General features: G+C 68.7%; 22 protein-coding genes. 9 read left to right on the top strand and 13 right to left on the bottom strand.

What is annotated here, in order from left to right:
- Positions 1–6 precede the first annotated feature (6 nt).
- Entirely contained in the window at positions 7–1,032 is a 1,026-nt protein-coding gene (locus ORI27_RS05105) for a zinc-binding alcohol dehydrogenase family protein (RefSeq protein ID WP_265995464.1), read from the bottom strand.
- A 152-nt stretch (positions 1,033–1,184) separates the two neighbouring features.
- Here ORI27_RS05105 and ORI27_RS05110 point away from each other — a divergent pair, with 152 nt between their 5' ends.
- Positions 1,185–2,192, top strand: a complete 1,008-nt coding sequence (locus tag ORI27_RS05110) for an Acg family FMN-binding oxidoreductase (protein ID WP_265995465.1) — start codon at positions 1,185–1,187, stop codon at positions 2,190–2,192.
- A gap of 18 nt (positions 2,193–2,210) precedes the next feature.
- Here ORI27_RS05110 and ORI27_RS05115 read toward each other — a convergent pair whose 3' ends face one another.
- The 4 genes from ORI27_RS05115 to ORI27_RS05130 form a co-directional block, all read right to left on the bottom strand.
- On the bottom strand, positions 2,211–2,510 hold the full coding sequence (locus ORI27_RS05115) for a GlsB/YeaQ/YmgE family stress response membrane protein (RefSeq protein ID WP_265995466.1): 300 nt from the start codon (positions 2,508–2,510) through the stop codon (positions 2,211–2,213).
- 103 nt (positions 2,511–2,613) lie between these two features.
- Positions 2,614–3,636 (bottom strand): APA family fibronectin-binding glycoprotein, encoded by a 1,023-nt coding sequence (locus ORI27_RS05120; protein WP_265995468.1) that lies wholly within the window; start codon positions 3,634–3,636, stop codon positions 2,614–2,616.
- A gap of 147 nt (positions 3,637–3,783) precedes the next feature.
- Positions 3,784–4,887, bottom strand: coding sequence for a sulfate/molybdate ABC transporter ATP-binding protein (locus ORI27_RS05125; RefSeq protein WP_265995469.1), 1,104 nt, complete (start codon positions 4,885–4,887; stop codon positions 3,784–3,786).
- On the bottom strand, positions 4,880–5,695 hold the full coding sequence (locus ORI27_RS05130; protein WP_265995470.1) for an ABC transporter permease: 816 nt from the start codon (positions 5,693–5,695) through the stop codon (positions 4,880–4,882). Before ORI27_RS05130 ends, ORI27_RS05125 begins: the two co-directional genes overlap by 8 nt.
- A 153-nt stretch (positions 5,696–5,848) precedes the next feature.
- On the opposite strand from ORI27_RS05130, the gene ORI27_RS05135 reads away from it, so the two are divergent.
- The 5 genes from ORI27_RS05135 to ORI27_RS05155 all read left to right on the top strand — a co-directional run bounded on the left by ORI27_RS05135 (position 5,849) and on the right by ORI27_RS05155 (position 10,935).
- On the top strand, positions 5,849–6,520 hold the full coding sequence (locus ORI27_RS05135; RefSeq protein WP_265995471.1) for an SDR family oxidoreductase: 672 nt from the start codon (positions 5,849–5,851) through the stop codon (positions 6,518–6,520).
- 104 nt (positions 6,521–6,624) lie between these two features.
- A complete protein-coding gene (locus ORI27_RS05140; RefSeq protein WP_266073888.1) occupies positions 6,625–7,554 on the top strand; it encodes an LLM class F420-dependent oxidoreductase in 930 nt (309 codons plus the stop codon).
- 108 nt (positions 7,555–7,662) lie between these two features.
- Positions 7,663–9,033, top strand: a complete 1,371-nt coding sequence (locus ORI27_RS05145) for an NAD(P)/FAD-dependent oxidoreductase (RefSeq protein ID WP_265995474.1) — start codon at positions 7,663–7,665, stop codon at positions 9,031–9,033.
- Positions 9,034–9,143: 110 nt separating this feature from the next.
- Complete coding sequence (locus ORI27_RS05150; RefSeq protein ID WP_265995476.1) at positions 9,144–9,509, top strand: heme-binding protein; 366 nt, start codon at positions 9,144–9,146, stop codon at positions 9,507–9,509.
- Between the two features lie 112 nt (positions 9,510–9,621).
- Positions 9,622–10,935 (top strand): sensor histidine kinase, encoded by a 1,314-nt coding sequence (locus tag ORI27_RS05155; protein WP_265995660.1) that lies wholly within the window; start codon positions 9,622–9,624, stop codon positions 10,933–10,935.
- Here ORI27_RS05155 and ORI27_RS05160 read toward each other — a convergent pair.
- From ORI27_RS05160 to ORI27_RS05195, 8 genes are all read right to left on the bottom strand, one after another.
- Positions 10,926–11,558, bottom strand: coding sequence for an urease accessory protein UreD (locus ORI27_RS05160; protein WP_265995477.1), 633 nt, complete (start codon positions 11,556–11,558; stop codon positions 10,926–10,928). The genes ORI27_RS05155 and ORI27_RS05160 overlap by 10 nt on opposite strands.
- Positions 11,559–11,564: 6 nt before the next feature.
- The gene (ureG, locus tag ORI27_RS05165) at positions 11,565–12,245 is read right to left on the bottom strand and encodes an urease accessory protein UreG (RefSeq protein ID WP_265995478.1); all 681 of its coding nucleotides are present in this window, start codon (positions 12,243–12,245) and stop codon (positions 11,565–11,567) included.
- A gap of 10 nt (positions 12,246–12,255) precedes the next feature.
- The gene (locus ORI27_RS05170; RefSeq protein WP_265995479.1) at positions 12,256–12,933 is read right to left on the bottom strand and encodes an urease accessory protein UreF; all 678 of its coding nucleotides are present in this window, start codon (positions 12,931–12,933) and stop codon (positions 12,256–12,258) included.
- Positions 12,933–14,666, bottom strand: a complete 1,734-nt coding sequence (locus ORI27_RS05175; protein ID WP_265995480.1) for an urease subunit alpha — start codon at positions 14,664–14,666, stop codon at positions 12,933–12,935. The genes ORI27_RS05170 and ORI27_RS05175 overlap by 1 nt, the downstream gene beginning before the upstream one ends.
- Positions 14,663–14,977 carry an urease subunit beta gene (locus ORI27_RS05180; RefSeq protein WP_265995481.1) on the bottom strand — a complete coding sequence of 105 codons (315 nt, stop codon included), beginning with the start codon at positions 14,975–14,977 and terminating at the stop codon, positions 14,663–14,665. Before ORI27_RS05180 ends, ORI27_RS05175 begins: the two co-directional genes overlap by 4 nt.
- A 16-nt stretch (positions 14,978–14,993) precedes the next feature.
- Positions 14,994–15,296 carry an urease subunit gamma gene (locus ORI27_RS05185; RefSeq protein WP_265995483.1) on the bottom strand — a complete coding sequence of 101 codons (303 nt, stop codon included), beginning with the start codon at positions 15,294–15,296 and terminating at the stop codon, positions 14,994–14,996.
- A gap of 51 nt (positions 15,297–15,347) precedes the next feature.
- Complete coding sequence (locus ORI27_RS05190; RefSeq protein WP_265995484.1) at positions 15,348–15,776, bottom strand: PaaI family thioesterase; 429 nt, start codon at positions 15,774–15,776, stop codon at positions 15,348–15,350.
- A gap of 170 nt (positions 15,777–15,946) precedes the next feature.
- Positions 15,947–16,666, bottom strand: a complete 720-nt coding sequence (locus ORI27_RS05195) for an iron reductase (RefSeq protein ID WP_265995485.1) — start codon at positions 16,664–16,666, stop codon at positions 15,947–15,949.
- A gap of 240 nt (positions 16,667–16,906) precedes the next feature.
- Between ORI27_RS05195 and ORI27_RS05200 the strand changes: the two genes are divergently transcribed.
- The 3 genes from ORI27_RS05200 to gndA are packed head-to-tail and all read left to right on the top strand — an operon-like array spanning position 16,907 to position 19,803.
- Entirely contained in the window at positions 16,907–17,323 is a 417-nt protein-coding gene (locus tag ORI27_RS05200) for a BlaI/MecI/CopY family transcriptional regulator (protein ID WP_265995486.1), read from the top strand.
- A gap of 14 nt (positions 17,324–17,337) precedes the next feature.
- Entirely contained in the window at positions 17,338–18,264 is a 927-nt protein-coding gene (locus ORI27_RS05205; protein ID WP_265995488.1) for a M56 family metallopeptidase, read from the top strand.
- A 45-nt stretch (positions 18,265–18,309) separates the two neighbouring features.
- Entirely contained in the window at positions 18,310–19,803 is a 1,494-nt protein-coding gene (gene gndA / locus ORI27_RS05210; RefSeq protein ID WP_265995490.1) for an NADP-dependent phosphogluconate dehydrogenase, read from the top strand.
- The last annotated feature ends 5 nt before the right edge of the window (positions 19,804–19,808 follow it).

The following is a 19,808-nucleotide window of genomic DNA, read 5'->3' on the forward strand; positions in this document are numbered from 1 at the left end:
TTCCCATTAGGGCAACAGCACCGCGGCTCCGGCGATCCGCCCCTCGGCCAGATCGGTCAAGGCCCGATCGGCCTGTCCAAGCGGATATTCCGGGGTGGTCACGTCGATGTGATGACGGCCGGCAAACGCCAGGAACTCGCGGGCGTCGGCGCGGGTGTTCGAGGTCACCGACCGAACTTGGCGTTCCTGGAACAGGTGTCGTTGATAGTTCAGCGTGGGGATGTCGCTGAGGTGGATACCCGCGATCGCCAGGGTGCCGCCGCGATCCAGGGCCTCCAGCGCCGGCAACACCAGGTCGCCGACCGGAGCGAACAGGATCGCCGCGTCGAGCTTGACCGGTGGCGGGTCGGCGGCCCCCTGGGCCGAGGCCACGCCCAATCCCAGCGCGAGGTCGCGGGCGTCGGCGCCCCGGGTCATCACGTGGACCTCGGCCCCCTGCGCCAGGGCCACCTGCGCGGTGATGTGCGCGCTGCCGCCGAAGCCGTACAGCCCCAGCCGCCCTCCGGCCGGAAGTTCGGCGCGCAGCAGTGACCGATAGCCGATGATCCCCGCGCACAGCAGCGGCGCCAATTCGCTGTCGGTGTAGCCGTCGGGTAGCCGGTGTGCGAAAGCGGCGGGAACAGTCGTGAAGTCGGCGTAACCGCCGTCGGCATCCCAACCGGTATAGAGCGAATTCGGGCACAGGTTCTCCGCATCACGGCGGCAGTAGTCACACACCCCACACGTGTGCCGTAGCCAGGCCACTCCGACCCGGTCCCCCACGGCGAACCCGTCGCCGGCATCCGGGCCGATCGCGACGACCTCGCCAACCACCTCGTGCCCCGGGGTCACGTGCGCACGGTGCACGGCCAGATCGCCTTCGGTCACGTGAAGATCGGTGCGGCACACCCCGCAGGCCCGTACCGCCACGAGTAGTTCGTCGGCGGCCGGCCGCGGGATGCTCGCCGCGGTCTCCAACTCCAACGGCCGGGTGCGCATCGGCCCGGGCCGGCGCACCCGCCAGGCGCGCATCGTGGTCGGTTCTGTTGCCATCTCCCCATCGTGCAACGTGGGCTCAGACGTGGCGACACCGCCGGCCCCCGGGAAGGACCAATGGCCCTCGATCAAGGCCTTTCGGAGCCTGTGCCAACACGGCTTTCGGTGTGACGGTGAAGGAGGAACGCAGGCAGGTCTAAGGAGCGAGCATGGACAAGGAACTGCCGGATAGGGAGACCGTCGAGGCGGCACTGGCGCTGGCGGTCCGTGCCCCGTCGGTACACAATTCCCAGCCCTGGCGCTGGCGGGTTGGCGACGAGAGCGTGCACATCTACGCCGATCCGACACGCCACCTGCCCCGGATCGACCCGGAACGACGCGACCTGATGCTCAGTTGTGGTGTGGCACTTCATCATTTCACCGTCGCCCTGTCGGCACTGGGCTGGGCCGCGGAGGTGCAGCGCTTCCCCAACCCCGCCGATCCGGATCATCTGGCCAGCGTCTCGATCCTGGGTCCCGTCCTCAGCGAGCAGGACATCGCGCTGGCCGCCGCCATCCCGCGGCGACGGACCGATCGGCGCTGGTTCTCCAGCTGGCCGGTGCCCACCGGCGATATCGCCTTGATGGCCGCCCGCGCCACCCAGTCGGGTGTCACGCTGCGGCGGGTCGAAGACGAAGGCGAACTGGCACAGGTGGTGGCGCACGCGGTGCGCGAGCACATCAGCGATCCGGCATACCTGGCCGAGTTGTCGATGTGGAGTGGCCGCTACGGCACACAGGCCGGTGTGCCCGCCCGCAACACACCCCCCGCCGAGCCGCACGGCAAGTTCGCACCGCGGGTGTTCGCCAACCCGGTGCTCCAACAGCCCAGTGGAATCGAGGCACGCGACGACGCCGGCGTGGTGTTGGTCCTGGCAACCGCAACCGACAACCCGGAGTCGCTCTTGCGCGCCGGCGAGGCCACCAGCGTCGTGCTGCTGACCGCAACCGCGCTGGGGCTGGCCAGTTGCCCGCTCACCGAACCCCTGGAGATCGCCGCCACCCGAGCCGAGGTGCGCGCGAAACTGCTTGGCGGCGATGGCTTTCCACAGATGTTGCTGCGGGTGGGCTGGGCGGCGCTCAACGCCGACCCGCTGCCGGCCACGCCGCGCCGGATGCTGTCGGATATCGCGGCGCGCCTCGACGGGTCACCGCTGGGAGTTGCCGGCCAGGTGTGATCGCCGGGCCGGAAGCACCTAGGTCTTGCGGACCTTGTCGACCACCCACAGCAGGATCACCGAGCCCAGGATCGCGGTGAACAGGGTGAACCACCACCCGCCCGCCGCGGTGTCCAGGAAGAAGCTCAACAGGAACCCACCGACCAGTGCCCCGACGATCCCGATGACGATGTTCATCAGAATGCCGGAGCCGCGGCCCTGGACGATCTTGCCGGCAATCCAGCCCGCAAGCGCACCGATGATGATGTAGCCGATCCACCCGACGCTGGTCAGCGTCGTCGAACGGGCGAGGAATTCAGTCGCTGCCACCATGTCCATGACGGTCTCCTCGAGGTCGCCGGCCAGCGGGCATGCTGAGCCGCTATCCCTTTGGTATACCGCCGGCAGGTAACGATTGGCCGGTCGAAACGGCCACGATCACCTATTGTCCCGGTGTCATCCCCGGAACCGGGGTCTCCACCGGGACGGGAACCCCGACGGGTACCCGCCCACCCGCAACCGGCGCCTCGGCGTCAGGCGGCGGAGCGTTGGGATCCGGTGGTGGCGGAGGCGGCGGCGGCGGCGGGGCGTACGGCTGGATCGACTCGGCCAACGCCTTGGCCGCTGCCGGGTCGATCGGGTCCTTGCCGGTGCCCAGCCAGACCACGAACCAGCGCTGGTTGCGCAGCTCCTTGGGGGCGTTCGGCACGGCCGTGCCGACCACACCGGCCCAGATCTGGCCGTTGGGCTTGCTGGTGTCGGTGAACTTCACGTCATAGGAGGAGAAGTATCCCGGCATGTCACCGGCCTGCAGGGGGCCGCTCTGCTGGTTGATCCGGACACCCGGGAACGGCATGAAGAACTCGCCCATGTCCGAGGCCAGCCGGACCGCGGCCTTGTTGTTGTCCTGCTCGGCGCCGGCGAACAGTTTCAGGTCCAGTCGGCCCAGGATGACGCTGGTGTCGTTGGCCGTCGGTGCGGGCTGGCCGTTCTCGGACGGTCCGGTTTCCTTGCTCAGCAATGCCTGGCCGTAGTTCAGCCGGGACGCGTCGGAGACGATCCAACCCGCGGGAAGCAGGTAGCTGAACCCGCCCGCTGTGTTCGGGATGCGGCCGGGCTCCAGCGGAGGTGGCGCGTTCGGGTCCACCGGCGGCGCGTTGGGATCCACTGGTGGCGCGTTGGGATCAGCCGGCGGCGGCGGTGCGTTGGGATCCACCGGAGGTGGCGGCGGTGCGTTGGGATCAACCGGAGGTGGCGGCGGGGCGTTCGGATCCACTGGAGGAGGGGGAACGTCGGTCGCCGGCGGGGCGGCGGGCGCCTCCGTCGCGGGTGTCGGCGTCGCGGGATCGGCGAGGGCCGTCGTCGACGGCAGGGCGATCGTGACGGCGCTCGCCGCGGTCACCGCGGTGACCGCAAACGCCGTCCACAGGCCCGGACGTCGCTGAATCGGGTCCGACTGCGTCATGGCGATGAACCTACCGTGTTACAGCCGTGACGCAAGTGTGGCCTGCTCACGATGTGGCGCCCAACTGTGCTGTGGCCAGCTCACAACATTCGACGAAATCCCAGGTGGAAGACCGGTACCGACGGTACGCGGCGCCGGGACGGTCGCTCAGGTTCCCAGGGAGTCCACAGCCGGGCGGGCGGCCGCGTGTAACGCGACCTCCAGCGCCTTGACCGTGAACCACACCTCGTCCCCGGCCGCCAGCCGCAGGCCGGCGGCCGACTCGGCGGTGATGTCGGCGGCCAGCCCGGGCGCACCGTCCGATTGCTCCTCGGCCCGCACCCGGACCCGCGCGCCGTCGGCGTCCAGCTCCGCCACGCGGACCAGGACGCTGTTGCGCGGGCTGCCGTGCGGCGGCTCCCGGTACACCGCAACCGCGGCCGGGGAGAACACCGCGACCAGATCGCCGTCGAGCGGATCGGCGACCTGCCGCCCGTGCCACAGGGTGCCGTCGGCGGCACGCAGGGCCTCCCGGCCGACCGGGGCACCACGCACCACGTTCACACCCGCGATGCGGGCGCCGAACATGCTGCGCGGCGCGGCCAGCACGTCATTGACGGCACCGATCTCAGCGACCCCGCCGACCTCGAGCACCATCACCCGATCCGCCAGCGTCAGCACGTCGAGCAAGTCGTGGGTGATCAGTACGGTCGACCGGCCCGACGCCGAGGACACTCGGCGCAGCAGCGCCCGCACCGAGGCCGCCACCGCGACGTCCAGCCCGGTCAGTGGCTCGTCGAGGAGCAACACCTCCGGTTCGGCGGCCAGCGCCCGGGCGATCGCCACCCGCTGGGCCTGCCCGCCGGACAGCTGGGCGGGCCGGCGCTCGGCGAGGTCGGCCACGCCGACCTCGTCCAGCCATGTGGTCGCGCTGCGGTGCGCCGCGGCGCGCCCGGCTCCGCGACTGCGCGGAGCGAATGCGACATTTGCCCGCACACTCAGATGCGGGAACAACAGCGGATCCTGCAGCAGCAGGCCGACACGCCGGTCATGGGTGGCGACCGCAACGCCCGCCGAGGTGTCGGTCAGGGTTCGACCGCCGAGCCGGACCAGGCCCGAATCGGGTTGCAGCAGACCGGCGATCACATGCAGCGTGGTGGACTTTCCCGCTCCGTTGGGGCCGAGGATCGCCAGCACTTCCCCGGCGGCGACCTCGAAGGCCACCTCGAAGTCGCGTTCGGCCATCGCGGCGCGGAACTGCAGGTCAGCCATCGCCGGCCCACCCGGACAGGCGGCGCGCCCCGAGCCCGAGCACGACGATCGCGGCGACGACGACCAGCAGGATCGACAGCGCCACCGCCGCGTCCGCGTCGCTCTCGCGTTGCAGGTAGATCTCCAGCGGCAGGGTCCGGGTGACGCCCTGGCGTGACCCGGCGAAGGTCAGCGTGGCACCGAACTCCCCCAGCGATCTGGCGAAGGCCAGCACAGCTCCCGACACCAGACCCGGGGTCAGCAGCGGCAGGGTCACCCGCCACCACACGGTTGCCGGGCGGGCGCCCAGTGTCGCGGCCACGACGTCGTAATCGGCCCCGGCGGTGCGGGCGGCGCCCTCCAGGGCGATCACCAGGAACGGTAGCGAGACGAACGTCTGCGCCAGCACCACTGCGGTCGTGGTGAACGCGATCCTGATGCCGGCCGCTTCCAGGTAGTGCCCGAGCAGCCCCAGGCGACCGAAGGCGTACAGCAGGGCGATCCCGCCAACGACCGGCGGCAAAACCAGCGGCAACAAGATCAACGGACGTAGCCCCCGGACGATCCGCCCGTCGTTGCGGGCCAGCACCAAGGCCATCGGCACGCCCAGGACCAGGCATAACGCCGTGCTCGCGGTGGCCGTGCGCAGGCTCAGCAGCAGCGCAGCCTGCGACGGCGTGCTGGTGATCAGCGACCAGAAATGCGTCCAGTCGACCCTGATCGCCATCGCCACCAGTGGCAGCACCACGAACGCCGCTCCGAGCACGGCCGGGAGGTACACCCAGCGTGGCAGCGGTGGCTGCGTTCGGTGTGCCCCGCTGCGCCTCACCCGTCACACCCTAGGTCGAAGCGACACGCCGTGTCCGGATCGTGTCGCTACCACATTGGCCGAATTAGCTACCGTCCAGTAACATTTCTCTCCGATCGACACCAAACGCAGATGGGATCCGGCCCATGGCGTGGCACGAGGAGGTCAAAGGCGATGGACGTGCTGGTCACTGGTGCTGACACTGAACTGGGTCGCACGATCGCGGAAGGTTTCCGCGATGCCGGTCACAAGGTCGTCATCAGCGGCGCGCGCCGCGACGATCTCGAGGTGGCCGCCAAGGAACTCGATGTCGACGCGATCGTGTGCGACACGACCGATCCGGCGGCCCTGGCGGCGGCGCGCAGTCAGTTTCCCCACCACCTGGACACCATCGTCCACGTCCCCGCCCCCGCCTGGGTCGGCGGCGATCCGCGCGCCTACACGCTGTCGGACACCGCACGGGCCTGGCGCACCGCGCTGGACGCCACGGTTCTCTCGGCCGTGCTCCTGGTCCAGAACATCGGCGATCACCTGCGCTCCGGTGGTTCTATCGTGACCATGGTGCCCGACAACCCGCGTGACGGCGGCGCCGACGCGGCCGTCAAAGCTGCGGTCTCGAATTGGACTGCGGGCCAAGCGGATTACTTCGGTACACGCGGCATCACGGTCAATACCGTGGCCTGCGGCCGCGGTGCGGCTCCGTCCTACGACGGGCTGTCCACCACCCCGCCGTCGGTGGCCGCGGAGATGTCCCGGCTGGCGTTGTTCCTCACCACACCGGCCGCGCGGCACATCACCGGGCAGACCGTGCACGTCGGCCGGGGCGCGCTGGCCAATTTCGGCTGACCGGGACGGGGCCGAAAGGCCGCCGACGGACTCGACGGAGCCGAAAGCTCGGCAACCGACTCTGGTTCACCTGTCGTTCGCCGGCACGTACTAGCGTCGGTCGGGTGACGATTCGACTTGGTCTGCAGATCCCGAACTTCTCCTACGGCACCGATGTGGCCGAGTTGTTCCCGACGGTCATCGCGCAGGCCCAGGAGGCCGAGGCGGCCGGATTCGACTCCGTGTTCGTGATGGATCACTTCTACCAACTGCCCATCCTCGGTGCCCCCGAGGAGCCGATGCTGGAGGCCTACACCGCGCTGGGTGCGCTGGCCACCGCGACCCAGCGGGTGCAGCTGGGCACCCTGGTCACCGGCAACACCTACCGCAACCCGACGCTGCTGGCCAAGGCCATCACGACGCTGGATGTGGTCAGTTTGGGCCGGGCCATCCTGGGCATCGGCACCGGCTGGTTCGAGCTCGAACACGACTCACTGGGTTACGAATTCGGCACCTTCACCGATCGATTCGACAAGCTCCACGAGGCCTTGGAGATCATCCTGCCGATGCTGAGCGGGGACCGGGTCAGCATCGACGGCAAGTACTACAAGACCACCGAGGCGTTCGCCAATCCCCGCTTCCGCGAGCACATCCCGCTGATGATCGGCGGCAGCGGGGAGAAGAAGACCATCCCGCTGGCCGCCCGCTACTTCGACCACCTCAACATCATCGCCGGGTTCGACGAGCTGCCCCGCAAGGTGCAGGTGGTCAAGGACCGCTGCGAGGAAATCGGCCGCGACCCGAGCACACTCGAGACCAGCATGCTGGTCTTCGGCATTCTCGACGAGAACGTCACCGCCGATTTCATCCCGGAGGACGTCAGATCCCGGACGGTGTTCGGCGGCCCGGAACAGGTCGCCGAACAGCTCAAGACCAAGGTGCTCGACGCCGGCATCGACGGCATCATCCTCAGTCCCGTCACCCACCTCGACGGCTACCATCCCGGCCGACTGGCCGCCGTCGCCGAGGTGTTGGGGCCCATCCTGAGCGGGTAGCCACCCCTCGTGGCAGATATCACCTGATCCACCCGAAGGCCGGCGCGAAGTCTGCGAGCCGGGCGACTACCGTAGACGTTGTCCTGTGCATGTCGTTGAGGAGCAGAAATGACCCACCCCGGTGCCACTCCATCGGATAAGCACAAGGTCGTCATCATCGGATCCGGCTTCGGCGGACTGAATGCCGCGCAGAAGCTGAAGAACGCCGACGTCGACATCAAGCTCATCGCCAAGACCACCCACCACCTCTTCCAGCCGCTGCTGTATCAGGTGGCGACGGGCATCATCTCCGAGGGCGAGATCGCCCCGCCCACCCGGGTCATCCTGCGCAACCAGGAGAACTGCCAGGTTCTGCTCGGCGAGGTCACCAATATCGACATGGCGAACAAGACCGTCGACTCGATCCTGCTCGGCCACACCTACCGAACCCCGTACGACACCCTGATCGTCGCCGCGGGCGCGGGTCAGTCGTACTTCGGCAACGACCAATTCGCCGAGTGGGCGCCGGGTATGAAGACCATCGACGACGCATTGGAGCTACGTGGCCGCATTCTCGGCGCTTTCGAACAAGCCGAGCGGTCCAGCGACCCGGTGCGGCGTGCGAAGCTGCTGACCTTCGTCGTGGTCGGTGCCGGCCCGACCGGGGTCGAGATGGCCGGGCAGATCGCCGAACTCGCTGATCACACCCTCCGCGGAGCGTTCCGCCACATCGACTCCACCCGGGCGCGGGTGATCCTGCTGGACGCCGCGCCTGCGGTGCTGCCGCCGATGGGCGAGAAACTCGGCAGGAAGGCACAGGAGCGGCTCGAGAAGCTGGGTGTGGAGATCCAACTCAATGCGATGGTCACCGATGTCGACCGCAACGGGATCACCGTCAAGCACACCGACGGCACGATCAACCGCATCGAGTGCGCCACCAAGGTGTGGTCGGCCGGGGTGTCGGCCAGCCCGCTGGGCAAGATCATCGCCGACCAGTCGGACGCCGAGATCGACCGGGCGGGTCGGGTCAAGGTGCTGCCCGATCTGTCGGTGCCCGGACACCCGAATGTGTTCGTGGTCGGCGACATGGCGTTCGTCGAAGGCGTCCCCGGCATGGCGCAGGGGGCCATCCAGGGTGCCAAGTACGTCGCCAACATCGTGAAGGCCGAACTCAAGGGTGCCGACCCCGCCGCCCGGGAGCCGTTCAGCTATTTCGACAAGGGATCGATGGCGACCGTGTCTCGGTTCAGCGCGGTGGCCAAGATCGGCAAGATCGAGTTCGCCGGGTTCATCGCGTGGCTGGCGTGGCTGTTCTTGCACCTGGTCTACCTGGTCGGGTTCAGGACCAAGATCGCGACCATGCTGTCGTGGACCACGACGTTCCTGGGCCGCGGGCGCGGTCAGCTGACGATCACGGAGCAACAGGCCTACGCCCGCACCAGAATCGAGCAGCTGGAGGAGATCGCGGCCACCGTCGAGGACGAGAAAGCCGCCAGCTGATCAATCGGCACACGCTGGGAATTGCCGGTGAGCGCACCCGAAATCGGCCTGCCCGTCCGCCCGCTGCCCTAGCATGATCAGCGATGACAGACTCATACCAAGGGGGCCTGATGACATCCAGTCGTTCCGTGCGACGTGCAGCCGCGGCAGCGTTCGGCGCCGGGGCGGTGTTGTTCGCCGTGGCCGGCCCGGCCGCTGCCGATCCGCCGCCGAACTGCACCACGGCGGACATGACCGGGATCATGGCGGGCGTCTCGGCGGCGATGTCGAGCTACTTGTTCACCCACCCGGACGTCAATGCGTTCTTCACCGGCCTACAGGGCCTGCCCAAGGCGCAGATGGGCACCCAGACGCAGCAGTATCTGGACGCCAACCCGCAGATCCGCGCCGACCTCGACGGCATCCGCCAGCCGTCGACCGATTTCCGCGCCCGCTGCGGTCTTCCTCAGCGCCCGCTGGCCCCCGGCGTCGTCTGACGGCCCCTCGGCCCGGCCCGGCGCCGCTGCGGCGGCGCACCCTAAGGTTGTCGGCGTGGTCGTGAAGCCCGACGAGATCGTCTATCGCGTACTGCAACGGCTGCCGACCCGCATGCTCTCGCTGCGCACGATCGTCATCGTCGCGGCGCTGTCCGTGGTGATCCTGGTACTCACCCTGGGCACCTGGGTGTGGGTCGGTGTCACTCATGACCAGTACAGCCAGTTGGACCGGCGGCTGGACTCGGTCAGCAGCCTGGGCGATTTCAGTTCACTGCTGACCACTGCGGGCCCCGGCGGTATCGGCACACCCACCCCCGACGGGAATCTGGTGCGAACGATCCGGGTCGGGACCATGACGATGTCAGTTCCCCCCGACGTGGTGCTGCCCGAGCTGGGCAACGGCTATGCCAACACCACCATGGACGGCGTCGAGTACCGGGTGCGCACCTTCTCGGTGGGCGGGGCCACGATCGCGCTCGGCGCACCGGTGGCCGAAACCCAGCGCCGGATCGCCGAACTGCACCTGCGGGTGCTGCTGATCTGCGCCGGGGTGATCGCCGGCACGGTCGTGATCGGCTGGCTGATCTCGCTGATCATGATCAACCCGTTCCGGGTGCTGGCTCAGCAGGCCCGCGCCATCAACGCCCAATCGAACCCCGACGAGGTTCAGGTCCGCGGCGTGAAGGAGGCGGTGGAAATAGCCGAGGCAGTCGAAGGCATGCTGGCGCGGATCGGCGACGAACAGGCTCGCACCAAGGCAGCGCTGGAGTCGGCCCGCGACTTCGCCGCCGTCGCATCACACGAGCTGCGCACCCCGCTCACCGCCATGCGCACCAACCTCGAGGTGCTGTCCACCCTGGATCTCGGGCCCGAACAGCGCACCGAGGTGATCGGCGACGTCATCCGCACCCAGAGCCGGATCGAGGCCACCCTGACCGCCCTCGAGCGGCTGGCTCAGGGCGAACTGACCACCGCCGACGACTTCGTCCCGTTCGACGTCACCGAACTGCTCGACCGGGCCGCGCACGACGCCGAACGCATCTACCGCGACCTCCGCGTCTGGCTGGTGCCCTCGCCCGCCGTGCTCATGGTGGGGCTGCCGGTCGGACTGCGGTTGGTCATCGACAACGCGATCGCCAACGCCGTCAAGCACGGCGCGGCCACCGAGGTCCAGCTGTCGGTGGCCAGTTCGGCCGACGGCGTCCAGATCACCGTCGACGACAATGGCAGCGGGGTGCCCGAAGCGGAACGGGCCGCCGTGTTCGAGCGGTTCTCCCGCGGCTCGACCGCATCGCGGTCCGGCTCAGGGCTGGGGCTGGCTCTGGTCGCCCAGCAGGCGGAGCTACACGGGGGCACCGCATCGTTGACCACCAGTCCGCTCGGCGGTGCCCGCCTGGTGCTCAACCTGGCCGGTCGTCACGAGTAGAGCCGTGCACCCTGCCAGGTCGACAGGCTGCCGCCGGCGGCCAGGTTGAGGGTGATCCCGGCGGCATCGACGGCCGGGTCGGGGTAGCGCAGTTCGCTGACACAGGCCAGTGGGGCGCCGAGGACATCGTCGGCTACCGACCCCTGGCCCAACTCCACCCGGTGCCGCAGCAGCGGCGTCGCGGCCACGTCCGCATACAGCGCACCGCTCCAAAAGCCTTCGCGCTCATCGGTTCTGCCGATCTGTACCCGTTCCCGGATTCGTACCCGGCTGGTCTCCTCCAAGCAGACGCGCAGCTCGCTGCAGTGCCGGGCGTCGGCGGCGACGATGGTCGGCTCAGGGTCGAGGTCGAGCTCACCGGCGGCCTCGATGTGCCAGCACGCCTGCGACTGCGCGGTGGCGGCACCGGGCAACACCACGCTGGCTGCCGCGGTGCGCAGCCGCAGCCGCGCCCCCGCCTCCACGATCAGCCGGATCGCGATCGTGTCCCCACCCAGCGGAGTCGCCGCCGCCGACACCAGGTGCACGGTGTCGGGTTCGGTGTGCCGGGCGGCCAGGGCGCCGCGACACTCGATGCGCGGCAGCCGCCCCGGCTGCGCCACGACCACGACGTCGGAACGCATCGCCACTCAGGCCGGCTGGTCGACGCGCAGCTGCTCGCGCACCCAGGACAGGACTGGCGAGGCGGCCGGATCCTCGGTCAGCGAGATCAGCACCGTCGGCCGGCCCTCGCGCACCTTGGCGGCGTCGCGGCGCATCACCTCGAGGTCGGCACCGACCAGCGGGGCCAGGTCGGTCTTGTTGACCACCAACAGATCCGAGAACGTCACCCCCGGACCGCCCTTACGCGGGACCTTGTCGCCGCCGGCCACGTCGACGACGAAGATCTGCACGTCGATCAGCCCGGACGAGAACGTCGCGGTCAGGTTGTCGCCGCCGGATTCGACCAGGATCAGGTCCAGGTCGTCGTGACCGGCGATCAGGTCGTCGATCGCGTCCAGGTTGGCGGTGATGTCATCGCGGATGGCGGTGTGTGGGCAGCCGCCGGTCTGTACCGCGGCGATCCGGTCGTCGGGCAGCACGGCGTGCCGGCGCAGGAAGTCGGCATCCTCGGTGGTGTAGATGTCGTTGGTCAGCACGGCCAGCGAGAGTTCGTCGCGCAGCTGGCGACACAGCGCGGCCACCAGTGCCGTCTTGCCCGAACCGACCGGGCCACCGATCCCGATCCGCAGCGGCTCCCCCGGCACTCGGGTGCGCTTCGGCCGATCGGCATGAGTATGAGGCTGGCCGTCAATGAAATGTGGAGGCATACAGAATCTTTCAGGAGACGAACAGTGGACGATCTCGTTGCGTATGACGCTCGGCCAACTCATCGAGCAGCGGGTCGGACAGGTCGGCGAGGCCGCTGCTCGCACGCTCGGCGGTGTGCTCGCACAACTCCGCCAGGCCGAAGGTCAACGCCGCGACATCGGCGGGATCCAGGGCCAGCAGCCGCTGCGCGGCCGTGGCGCTGCCGGTCATCGTGGTGTACACGATCGACAGCGCGGTCTGCTCGGGTTGCAGCCCGCTGACCGCGCCGACCCGGCCCGCGGTCACCGGCAGGTGCGGGCGCGGGCCGAGAGCATCCCAGGCCCGTCCAGGCCCCGGGTCCGGCCAGACACGCCTGGCCAGTCGCAACAGCCCACGGCCTTGCGCGCGGGAGGCCTGCCGAGCCGCCGGTGCCGGTGTGCGGGCATCGGTTTCGGCGTCGGCGTCGGCGATGGTCAAGTCGCCGCGGTGCACGGCGGCGGCGACCGACGCCGCCACCAGGCCACTGGTGCGGATCCGCCGACGCAGGTACGCCTCAAGTGTGCCGAGATCGGTGACCAGCCGGCTGGTCACCGCCTCCTCCACCCCACCGGAGTGCACGTGGCCCCCGGTCGGTAGCCGGGAGTCGGCGAGAGTCAGCAGAGTGGCCAGCGACGAGGGCGAGCGAAGCGACGGGGAATGTGTCGCCATCAGAACAGAAAGTAGCGCTGCGCCATCGGCAGCTCGGTGGCGGGCTGCTCGGCCCACACCTCGCCGTCGATGCGCACCGTGAAGGTGTCGGGATCGACCTCGACATGCGGCATCGCATCATTGAGCGGCATCTGGGCCTTACCGACGTGCCGAACATCCTTCACCCCGACCAGGCGGCGATTCACCGCGATCCGATCGCCCAGCCGGTCCTCCAGGGCCTGCGGCGCGACGAAGTGCACCGAGGTGGCCGCCGCGGCGGCGGGTGCGGCCCCGAACATGGGGCGCGGCAGTACCGGCTGGGGGGTGGGGATCGAGGCGTTGGCGTCGCCCATCGCCGCCCAGGCGATCATGCCGCCCTTGATCACCAGATGCGGGCGTACCCCGAAGAATTTCGGCTCCCACAACACCAGGTCGGCGAGCTTGCCGGGCTCGATCGAACCGACTTCGGCGTCGAGACCGTGCGCGATCGCCGGGCAGATGGTGTATTTGGCCACGTACCGTCGCGCTCGGTTGTTGTCGTTGCCCTTCGCGCCGGTGGGGTCTCCGCTCAGTGCGCCGCGGCGCTTCTTCATCATGTGAGCGGTCTGCCACGTCCGCATGACCACCTCACCGACGCGGCCCATCGCCTGAGAATCGCTGCCGATCATGGAGATCGCGCCGATGTCGTGCAGCAGATCCTCGGCGGCGATGGTCGACGGTCTGATGCGACTCTCGGCAAAGGCCAGGTCCTCGGGGATGCTCGAGTTGAGATGGTGGCAGACCATCAGCATGTCGAGGTGCTCGTCGAGGGTGTTGACGGTATGCGGCCGGGTCGGATTGGTCGAACTCGGCAGGACGTTCGGGTGGGCGACGATGGTGATGATATCGGGCGCGTGGCCGCCGCCGGCGCCTTCGGTGTGATAGGCGTGGATCGACCGACCGGCGATCGCGGCCAGGGTGTCCTCGACGAATCCGAGCTCATTGAGGGTGTCGGTGTGCAGTGCGACCTGAACACCGTATTCGTCGGCGACCCGCAGGCACGCGTCGATCGCCGCCGGCGTCGAGCCCCAGTCCTCATGCAGCTTGAATCCCGAAGCGCCGGATCGCAACTGCTCACGCATCGAGTCGAGCCTGATCGAGTTGCCTTTGGCGAGCAGGGCGATGTTCATCGGCCAGTGGTCGAGCGCCTCAAGCATCCGGGCCAGATGCCAGGTTCCCGGGGTGACGGTGGTGGCCTTGCTGCCCTCCGCGGGGCCGGTGCCGCCGGCAATGATCGTCGTGATGCCCGCGCAGAGGGCTTCTTCGAGAATCTGCGGGCAGATCAGGTGGACGTGGCAATCGATCGCGCCGGCTGTCGCGATCAACCCGTTTCCGGCGATCACCTCGGTCGCCGGACCGACGACGAGGTCGCCGTTCACACCGGGCATGATGTCGGGGTTGCCGGCCTTGCCGATGGCGGTGATGCGCCCGCCGCGAATGCCGAGGTCGGCCTTGATGATTCCCCAGTGATCGAGAATGGTCACCCCGGTGATGACGGTGTCCGGCGAACCTTCGGCGCGAACGGTCTTGCCCTGCCCCATCGACTCGCGAAGCACCTTGCCGCCGCCGAACACGGCCTCATCACCGGCGAGACCCGGTCCGCCGCTGCGGTCTTCGGTGATCTCGATCAGCAGGTCGGTATCCGCCAGTCGGATCCGGTCACCCGTTGTCGGGCCGTAGAGTTGAGCGTATCGCGCCCTTGACATTTCGGTCATCGTGGATCCAGTTTGCCGGGAGGATTGAGGGTCAGCCCATGCACTTCGCGGTACCCGCCCAGGGGCACCAGCCGAACCCGCTGTGCCACACCGGGTTCGAAGCGCACCGCAGTGCCCGCGGGAATATCGAACCGACGCCCGTGGGCGGCAGCGCGGTCGAAGGACAGCGCGGCATTGGCCTGCGGCAGGTGCACGTGGCTGCCGACCTGCACCGGCCGGTCGCCGGTATTGACGATCTCCAGTTCGATGCGCGGGGCCCCCGCATTGAGCTCGATGTCGCCGTCGCCGAGGAAGACCTCTCCGGGTATCACGCTGTCCTCTCTCGGCTCACGGGATCGGATGGTGGACGGTGACCAGTTTGGTTCCGTCGCAGAAGGTGGCTTCGACCTGGACGTCGTGCAGCATCTCCGGAACGCCCTCCATCACCTCGGCGCGGGTGAGCACTTCACGTCCGCTGACCATCAGCTCGGCGACGGTGCGGCCGTCGCGCGCACCCTCCAGGACGTGGTCGGTGATGAGCGCGACACTCTCGGGGTGGTTGAGCAGCAGTCCACGCGCCTGCCTGCGGCGGGCGAGGTCGGCGGCATACGAGATCAGCAGCCGGTCGGTTTCATGCGGTGTCAGGCGCATAGAGGGCGATCCTGCCACGACACGACGCGATCAGCAGGTCGGCCGGTGGCGCTATTCCTGCGTGGGCTCGGGCTCGAGGTTCTGCAGCCGTACCTGACCACGGGCGACGATCCGGTCCTCGTCGTCACGGATGGTCACCAACCACAGCTGTTGACGCCGGCCGCGGTGTACAGGCTCGGTGACCCCGTACACGGTGCCTGCCGAGATCGCCCTCAAGAAGTCGGTGTTGTTGTTGACGCCGACGACGTTGCCGCCACCGTTGGCGGCGAGCCAGACGAAGGCCGATGTGCTGGCCATCGACTCGATCATCGAGCAGTACACCCCACCGTGGACGATGCCCATCGGCTGCAACAGCTTGGGCTGGACCTCCAGCTGCGCCTTGGCGCCGTCGGGAGTCAGTTCGGTGAACACCAGCCCGAGTTCGTTGTCGAATGGGGCGGAGAAGGCGATCTGCTCGATCGGCGACTGCTCTGATTGCACGCATTTGTGTCTACACGAACACGTTGGCGAGATGAGGGACGGACCCCGCGCGATGAGACGCGGGGCCCGTCCTCGGAATGGACCGGGGGTCTCTGCAGCCCTCAGGACTCCGGCACGGTCCGTTCGTCTGATGGTGTCAGCCTAGGCAAGGCTTGCCTAATCGAAAAGCCCTACCCGGTGCGCCGCAGCGCCCTGACCGGCAGCCCGAAGCCGATCAGCGCGTCGAGCACCAACTGGCCGCGCCTCATACAGGTGAGCTCGCCGGTGCCGGCGAGTTGGGGCACCTGAGTGGCGGTGATCACCACCGCCGAGCCGACCATCTGCCACATCGCCGCCGGTGTGAGCGCACCCCGGCTCAGTTGATTCAGGCATTCGAAGATCGGTTCCAGCGATCGGTGGCAGCGGTGCGCGGTCCAGGTCGCCAGCGCGACTTCGTTGGGCAGCCGGACCACGTCGGCCATCGCCGGATCGTCGGGCAGCACCCGCAGCATCGGATCCACCACGGCGGCCCAGTCGATCGTCCCTTCGGAGTCCACATGCATCCACAGGTTCCCCGGGCCCGCGTCCCAGGCCCGGCCCTCGAGCACGAACAGCGTGACCACCCGGCCCAGTACGGCGTGGGTGAACGTGGCCGCCAGTTGCTGGCCGACGGCGCGGCGGTCGCCGAGCTCGTCAACCGAGGCCTCGAACATGTCGGCCAGCCGGTCCGTCGTCGTCACCGAGTCCAGCGGCCACCACCGGCGCCGCGACACATCGGCCATAACCGCCACCCCGTGCACCCGCGGGGAATCCGGGGTCAGCCGGCGCAACCGGCCGCTGGATTCGTGCAGGGGCAGCATGCGGCGAATGGTCATTCCGTCGATCAGCGGGTCAACCACGGCTGTGGTCACGACACCTCCTTCGCTAGAGTTAGGCAAGCCTAACCATAAGAGAGCTGAAAAGGTTAGCATTGCCTAATGTGAATGCCGTCACAGTTTTTCCCAGGCTGAGCAGGCTGTCCTGCGGTTACCGGACACCCGGCGGCGTTCTGGGAACGCCAGCGGTGTCCGGCGAGTTGATCGAGAAAGTTGCATACGACGCCCGGTAGTAAACGGGCGTACTCTTGTTTCACTGCTACGGAATGAACGGATATGGCCAAGTTGACTCGTCTCGGCGAACTCGAACGCGCGGTGATGGACCACCTGTGGGCCGCTGGTGAGCCGTTGACGGTTCGCCAGGTGCACGAGGCCCTCTGTACCGAGCGCGATCTGGCCTACACCACGGTGATGACCGTCCTGCAGCGCCTCGCCCGCAAGAACCTGGTGTCGCAAATCCGCGACGACCGCGCCCACCAGTACGCGCCGGTCCAGGCCCGCGACGAGCTGGTCGCCGGCCTGATGGTCGACGCACTGGATCAGGCGGCCGACTCCGGTAGCCGGCAGGCCGCGCTGGTGCACTTCGTCGAGCGGGTCGGAGTCGACGAAGCCGACGCCTTGCGCCGCGCCCTGGCCGAATTAGAATCCAGGAACCGTTCAACCTGGCCGGCTGGCGGCGCGCCCGGCGTCTGAGAGACACTGTCAGCGTGTCCGCGCTGGCCTTCACCTTCCTCGCCTTGATGCTGGTCGGTCCTGTGCCCGCGCTGCTGGCCCGGGCGTCCTGGCCGATGCGGGCGCCGCGAGCGGCGATCGTGTTGTGGCAGTCGATCGCGGTGGCCGCCGTGCTGTCGGCATTCAGCGCGGGTCTGGCGATCGCGAGCCGGCTGTTCGATCCCGGTATCGACGGCCGCCCGACCGCGACCATCACCAGCGAGATCGGGGTCCTGGGCTGGCCGCTGTGGCTGGCTTATGTCCTTGTCTTCGCCATCACGCTGTTCATCGGCGCCCGCTTGCTGGTCGCGGTGATCCAGGTTGCGGTGGCCACCCGGCGCCGCCGGGCGCATCACCGGATGGTGGTGGACCTGCTCGGCGACTGCCGGCACGGTATGAGCGGGGTGCGGGTTCTGGACGTTGCCGAACCGCTGGCCTATTGCCTACCCGGGGTGCGCAGCCGGGTGGTGCTCAGCCAGGGCACCCTGTCGGCGCTGAGCGATAGCGAACTCGTGGCGATCCTCAGCCACGAACGCGCCCACCTGCGCGCCCGTCACGACCTGGTGCTCGAGGCGTTCATCGCCGTGCATACCGCCTTCCCCCGCTTCGTCCGCAGCGGCAGCGCGCTGGCCGCCGTGCGGTTGCTCGTCGAGATGCTCGCCGACGACGCCGCCGTGCGCACCGCGGGACCCACTCCCCTGGCTCGCGCCCTGGTGGCCTGCGCGTGGGGACGTACGCCGTCCGGCGCGCTGGCCGCCGGTGGCCTCGGCACGGTGATCCGGGTGCGGCGACTGTGCGGCCGGGGAAACAGCCTGTTGCTGTCGCTGGCCGCCTACACCGCCGCCGCCGTCGTGTTGGTGGTTCCCACCGTCGCGGTCGCGATGCCCTGGCTGACCGAGCTGCATCGGCTGTTCCTCTCCTGAAATTAGCTGTGCCACAAATAAATTCACACAACTGAAAGGCGTGAGATGAGCTCACCGCAGACTGACGGCACCACCGGCACGGCGCAGATCGGCGTCACCGGATTGGCGGTGATGGGCTCCAACATCGCGCGGAACTTCGCCCACCACGGCTACACCGTCGCGCTGCACAACCGCTCGGTCGCCAAGACTGATGCGCTGCTGGCCGAGCACGGCACCGAGGGCAACTTCGTCCGCACCGAGACGATGGCCGAATTCGCCGCCGCCCTGGAGCGACCCCGGCGCGCCCTGATCATGGTCAAGGCCGGCGACCCCACCGACGCGGTGATCAACGAACTCTGCGAGGTCTTCGAACCGGGCGACATCATCATCGACGGCGGCAACGCGCTGTACACCGACACCATCCGCCGGGAGAAGGCGGTGCGCGAGCGCGGCCTGCACTTCGTCGGTGCCGGTATCTCCGGCGGTGAGGAGGGCGCCCTCAACGGGCCGTCGATCATGCCCGGCGGTCCCGCCGAGTCCTACAAGTCGCTGGGCCCGCTGCTCGAGGAGATCTCCGCGCACGTCGACGGCGTTCCGTGCTGCACCCACATCGGCGCGGACGGGGCGGGCCACTTCGTCAAGATGGTGCACAACGGCATCGAATACTCCGACATGCAGCTCATCGGGGAGGCCTATCAGCTGCTGCGCGACGGGCTGGGCCTCACCGCACCCGAGATCGCCGAGATCTTCGCCGAGTGGAACTCCGGCGACCTGGACAGCTACCTGATCGAGATCACCGCCGAGGTGCTGCGCCAGACCGACGCCAAGACCGGCAAGCCGCTGGTCGACGTCATCATCGACGAGGCCGAACAGAAGGGCACCGGCCGCTGGACGGTGAAGTCCGCGCTGGATCTCGGGGTGCCGGTCACCGGTATCGCCGAGGCGGTGTTCGCCCGCGCGCTCTCGGGCTCGGTCCCCCAGCGCAAGGCCGCCTTCCAGGGCGAGCGAAGCGACGGGAAAGGGCGGGGCTTGGCATCGGGCGACCTGGGTGAACGACCCACGGACGCAAAGCAGTTCATCGACGACGTCAGCAAGGCGCTGTACGCGTCGAAGATCATCGCCTACGCGCAGGGCTTCAACCAGATCCAGGCCGGCAGCACCGAGTACGACTGGGAGATCACCCTCGGCGACATGGCCACCATCTGGCGTGGCGGCTGCATCATCCGCGCCAAGTTCCTCAACCGGATCAAGGAGGCGTACGACGCTGACGCCCAGCTCGCCACGCTGATCGCCGCACCGTACTTCCGCGAGGCGGTCGAAGCCGGCATCGACAGCTGGCGTCGCGTCGTGGTGACCGCCACCAAGCTGGGCATCCCGGTCCCCGGCTTCGCCTCGGCACTGTCCTACTACGACGCGCTGCGCACCGAACGGTTGCCGGCGGCGCTGACCCAGGGGCTGCGCGACTTCTTCGGCGCGCACACCTACGGCCGCATCGACGCCGATCCCGCCGCCCGCTTCCACACCCTGTGGAGCGCAGACCGCACCGAAGTCGAGGCCTGAGCGCG

It is taken from the genome of Mycobacterium pinniadriaticum, from assembly GCF_026242045.1.
Taxonomy (GTDB): Bacteria; Actinomycetota; Actinomycetes; order Mycobacteriales; family Mycobacteriaceae; genus Mycobacterium; species Mycobacterium pinniadriaticum.

Bases quoted from the DNA above. Each gene is read 5' to 3' on its own strand.
- ORI27_RS05105 (WP_265995464.1), bottom strand. From the start codon at position 1,032: ATGGCAACAGAACCGACCACGATGCGCGCCTGGCGGGTGCGCCGGCCC.
- ureG (WP_265995478.1), bottom strand. From the start codon at position 12,245: ATGCCTCCACATTTCATTGACGGCCAGCCTCATACTCATGCCGATCGG.
- ORI27_RS05185 (WP_265995483.1), bottom strand. From the start codon at position 15,296: ATGCGCCTGACACCGCATGAAACCGACCGGCTGCTGATCTCGTATGCC.
- ORI27_RS05155 (WP_265995660.1), top strand. From the start codon at position 9,622: ATGCTCTCGCTGCGCACGATCGTCATCGTCGCGGCGCTGTCCGTGGTG.
- ORI27_RS05110 (WP_265995465.1), top strand. From the start codon at position 1,185: ATGGACAAGGAACTGCCGGATAGGGAGACCGTCGAGGCGGCACTGGCG.
- ORI27_RS05160 (WP_265995477.1), bottom strand. From the start codon at position 11,558: ATGCGTTCCGACGTCGTGGTCGTGGCGCAGCCGGGGCGGCTGCCGCGC.
- ORI27_RS05145 (WP_265995474.1), top strand. From the start codon at position 7,663: ATGACCCACCCCGGTGCCACTCCATCGGATAAGCACAAGGTCGTCATC.
- ORI27_RS05170 (WP_265995479.1), bottom strand. From the start codon at position 12,933: ATGGCGACACATTCCCCGTCGCTTCGCTCGCCCTCGTCGCTGGCCACT.
- ORI27_RS05135 (WP_265995471.1), top strand. From the start codon at position 5,849: ATGGACGTGCTGGTCACTGGTGCTGACACTGAACTGGGTCGCACGATC.
- ORI27_RS05125 (WP_265995469.1), bottom strand. From the start codon at position 4,887: ATGGCTGACCTGCAGTTCCGCGCCGCGATGGCCGAACGCGACTTCGAG.
- gndA (WP_265995490.1), top strand. From the start codon at position 18,310: ATGAGCTCACCGCAGACTGACGGCACCACCGGCACGGCGCAGATCGGC.
- ORI27_RS05115 (WP_265995466.1), bottom strand. From the start codon at position 2,510: ATGGACATGGTGGCAGCGACTGAATTCCTCGCCCGTTCGACGACGCTG.
- ORI27_RS05150 (WP_265995476.1), top strand. From the start codon at position 9,144: ATGACATCCAGTCGTTCCGTGCGACGTGCAGCCGCGGCAGCGTTCGGC.
- ORI27_RS05120 (WP_265995468.1), bottom strand. From the start codon at position 3,636: ATGACGCAGTCGGACCCGATTCAGCGACGTCCGGGCCTGTGGACGGCG.
- ORI27_RS05175 (WP_265995480.1), bottom strand. From the start codon at position 14,666: ATGACCGAAATGTCAAGGGCGCGATACGCTCAACTCTACGGCCCGACA.
- ORI27_RS05200 (WP_265995486.1), top strand. From the start codon at position 16,907: ATGGCCAAGTTGACTCGTCTCGGCGAACTCGAACGCGCGGTGATGGAC.